Annotated in this window: 3 protein-coding genes and 1 pseudogene; 3 read left to right on the forward strand and 1 reads right to left on the reverse strand. The window is 65.0% G+C overall.

Features of this window, described 5'->3' with window-relative positions; genetic code table 11:
- Together AC1DO7_RS40260 and AC1DO7_RS40265 are read left to right on the forward strand one after the other, a co-directional pair.
- A partial coding sequence (locus AC1DO7_RS40260; protein WP_441621447.1) for a fumarate hydratase C-terminal domain-containing protein occupies positions 1–310 on the forward strand: 310 nt, incomplete at its 5' end.
- Positions 311–947: 637 nt separating this feature from the next.
- Positions 948–2612, forward strand: a complete 1665-nt coding sequence (locus AC1DO7_RS40265; RefSeq protein ID WP_441621449.1) for an ABC-F family ATP-binding cassette domain-containing protein — start codon at positions 948–950, stop codon at positions 2610–2612.
- A gap of 102 nt (positions 2613–2714) precedes the next feature.
- On the opposite strand, the pseudogene AC1DO7_RS40270 reads toward AC1DO7_RS40265, so the two are convergent.
- Positions 2715–3260, reverse strand: a pseudogene (locus tag AC1DO7_RS40270) (AraC family transcriptional regulator); the annotation flags it as partial.
- Between AC1DO7_RS40270 and AC1DO7_RS40275 the strand changes: the two are divergent.
- A complete protein-coding gene (locus tag AC1DO7_RS40275; RefSeq protein WP_441621542.1) occupies positions 3241–3594 on the forward strand; it encodes a Rossmann-fold NAD(P)-binding domain-containing protein in 354 nt (117 codons plus the stop codon). The pseudogene AC1DO7_RS40270 and the gene AC1DO7_RS40275 overlap by 20 nt on opposite strands.
- The last annotated feature ends 60 nt before the right edge of the window (positions 3595–3654 follow it).

The raw sequence follows: 3654 nt of genomic DNA on the forward strand, positions 1-3654 counted from the left end.
GGACAAGTTTGCGGAGCGCATGCTTGCGTCCACCGGCTTGATCGGCATGATCGGCAAGGCCGAGCGCGGACCGGATGCGATCGGCGCGATCGTGAAAAACGGCTGCGTCTATCTGGCGGCGACCGGAGGCGCCGCCTATCTGATCTCCAAGGCGGTCCGGTCCTCTCGCGTCCTTGCGTTTGGCGATCTCGGCATGGAAGCCATCTACGAGTTCGATGTGGAGAACCTGCCCCTCGTCGTCGCCGTGGATGCCAGCGGCAATAGCGTCCACGAAAGCGGACCGCGGACCTGGCGCATTGCGGCGGCATGATACTGACGCTACCCCGCATGTTTAGCTGCGCTGCGCCCTTCGTGGCAGAGTGCTTTTCAAAGCCTGGTAACGTCCCATGCTGACAACTGTTGTTGTCAGCATGGGGGTTTCAGGCCGCAGAACGGACCGGTTTGAATCTGGGGATCCCGCAGCGCCTTTGGCTCGAAGGCGTTCACGCATCTACGTCGGAGCCGTGCGAACGGCCGTCGAGGGCGGGAGCCGCGGATCAGAATGACAGCGGGCCGGCGGGTGCTCTCGGCGTCACTCATCGAGCAATGTCCCTGCGCAACGAGGCGTGCCACTGTACGTCCGGCTCGGTCTGCAGGTTTCTCGCGATCTCCGTGGCCCCGTTCTACGGTGCCTTGCTTGCGCTCGAATACTTCGGTTCCGCACTTGGCGCGTTCGCCGCCCATGGCTCAAGCCACCTGCACAATGGCGCTTCCCGGCCCAAGAACCGTCATTCACCGCCATGTTCGCCGGCTTTTCAGCCGGAACGCCCGGTGCGCCAGCGCCTGCCTTGCTTTGTGGCCGGTGGGCGCTGCAAGGCGCAAGCGGCTCTTCAGGCGTGCGGCCAGAAAAGAGACGGGCCTGCACGTCCGGTCGGCTATGATGCCGATCTTCTCCGAAGTGGTTCCCTATGATTTCCGTCCGTAATGTCACGCTGCGCCGCGGCGTCAATGTCGTACTCGACAGCGCGTCCGCCACCTTCAACCCCGGCGAAAAGATTGGTCTTGTCGGCCGCAATGGCGCCGGCAAGTCGTCCTTCTTCGGTCTTCTCAACGGCACGCTGCACGAAGACAGCGGCGAGTTCTCGATTCCCGCTGCATGGAAGATGGGGCAGGTCGCACAGGATATGCCGGAGACCGAGCAGAGCGCGACCGACTTCGTGGTCGAGGGTGACACCGTGCTGCTGGCCGCGCAGGCCGAAGTAGCCGCCGCCGAGGCCAGCGACGACGGCATGCTCATGGCGCACGCCTACATGGCCCTGCACGACGCCGGTGCACACGACGCCCCCGCACGTGCCCAAGCGCTGATCCTGGGCCTTGGCTTCAGTGCCGAGCAGCTCAGCCACCCGGTCAACAGTTTCTCCGGCGGCTGGCGCATGCGACTGCAGCTGGCGCGCGCGCTCATGTGCCCGTCCGACCTGCTGCTGCTCGACGAGCCGACCAATCACCTTGACCTCGACGCGCTGGTCTGGCTGGAAGCGTGGCTCAAGCGCTATCAAGGCACCCTGGTAGTGATCAGCCACGACCGCGAATTCCTCGACGCGGTGACGCAGGTGACGGTGCACGTCGACAACGCCAAGCTCGTGCGTTATGGCGGCAACTACAGCAAGTTCGAAGACATGCGCGCCGAGCAGCTCGTGTTGCAGCAGGCCGCGGTGGCCAAGCAGGCGGACAAGATCGCCCACCTGCAGAAATTCATCGACCGTTTCAAGGCCAAGGCCTCGAAGGCGAAGCAGGCGCAGAGCCGGGTCAAGGCGCTCGAACGCATGGAGAAGATCGCACCGGTGCTTGCCGACGCAGAGTTCAACTTCGAGTTCAAGGAACCGCTCAACGTCCCGAACCCGCTGTTGTCGATGCTGGACGCGAGCTTCGGCTACCCGGCGCCGGCCGGCGCACTGCCGGGCACGCCGCCCACGGTCATYGTGCGGGGCATCAACCGTTCCGTGCTGGCCGGGCAGCGCATCGGCATTCTCGGTGCCAACGGCCAAGGCAAGTCCACGCTGGTGAAGACGGTGGCGCACGCGCTGGCGCCGATTGCCGGCGAAATCAGCGAAGGCAAAGGCCTGAACATCGGCTACTTCGCACAGCAGGAACTCGACGTGCTGCGCCCGCTCGACACGCCGATGGAACACATGATCCGCCTTGCCAAGGACACGCCGCCGCACATGCGCGCCCCCGGCCAGAGTGGCACCGAACAATCGCTTCGCACCTTCCTCGGCACCTTCAACTTCAGTGGCGACAGGGTCCATCAGGCGGTTAGCACGATGAGCGGCGGCGAAAAGGCACGGCTCGTGTTGTGCATGATCGTGTGGCAGCGCCCCAACTTGCTGCTGCTCGACGAGCCTACCAACCACCTCGACCTGGCCACGCGCGAAGCGCTAGGCATGGCGCTCAACGAATTCGAAGGCACGGTGATGCTGGTCAGTCACGACCGGGCCCTGCTGCGCGCCGTATGCGACGAGTTCTGGCTGGTCACCAAGGGCGGCGTCGAGCCCTTCGACGGCGATCTGGACGATTACCAGCAGTTCCTGCGTGAGGAAGCCCGTCGCATGCGCGAGCAGCCTGTCGCAGAGTAGAAGGTCATCGCCTGAGATAGCCCCTGGCGGCGACCCGCGCCGATGGGCCGCAGCTTGCCGCGTTGGGCGCGCTCCATGTGGATGTGGCCGCTTAGTGAGTGCCTACGTGCCGAAACGGACCGCCGGCGAGAGCGTGAACGACTCGCGCATGTCGCGCACTTCCTCGACCGGCGTCCGGCCAAACAAGCGCTTGAACTCCCTGCCGAACTGGGACGCGCTTTCGTAGCCGACGCGCCCCGCTGCCGCCGCGGCGGTCACGCCGTCGCGGATCATCATCAATCGCGCCTGATGAAGGCGGGTGGACTTGATGTACTGGATCGGGGATGTCTGCGTCACCGTGCGAAAGTTGGCGTGAAACGCCGGCACGCTCATGCCGGCTTCCTCGGCAAGACGCGCGACGTTGAGCGGCGTCGCGTAATCGGTGTGAATCCGCTTGAGTGCCCGCGCCACGCGTCCGAACCGGCCGTGATGCGCCAGCGCCGCACGCATCGACCCGCCTTGCTCGCCCGTCAGCACGCGATAGCAGATCTCTCGCACGATACCTGGCCCCAGCACCTGTGCATCGAGCGGCACCGTCAATACTTCCAGCAACCGTATCGTGGCGCCGGCAAGGTCGCCCTCCAGCCGCGTGGACACGATGCTTGTCGGCAGCGGCATTCGCGCCACGGTGGTCTATCCCGGTCCGGTCCGCACCGATTTCCTGTCGAGCGGTGCGCTTGCAGTGGCCAAGCGCCAGATCGACGACTACTCGGAGGCCAAGGCTTCGCTCGACTTGCATCTCGGCACGCTGCACGGCCACCAGGCTGGAGATCCTGACCAGCTGGCACGATTGATCATCCAGGCCGCCAGCGTCGAATCGCCGCCGCTGCATCTGTTTGCGGGCAAGATCGCCAACGAACTTGCGGCAGACAAGGCCAGGGCCGTCGCGAAGGACCTCGAAGTGTGGAGGGGTTCCTCCGAGGCCACCGATTTCGCGGATTGATTGAGAGGAATGCGGATGCCCCGGCGGCAACGCCGGGGCATCCGCTTGGAGGCTTCAGAG

The organism is Cupriavidus sp. 05N40 (assembly GCF_056397305.1).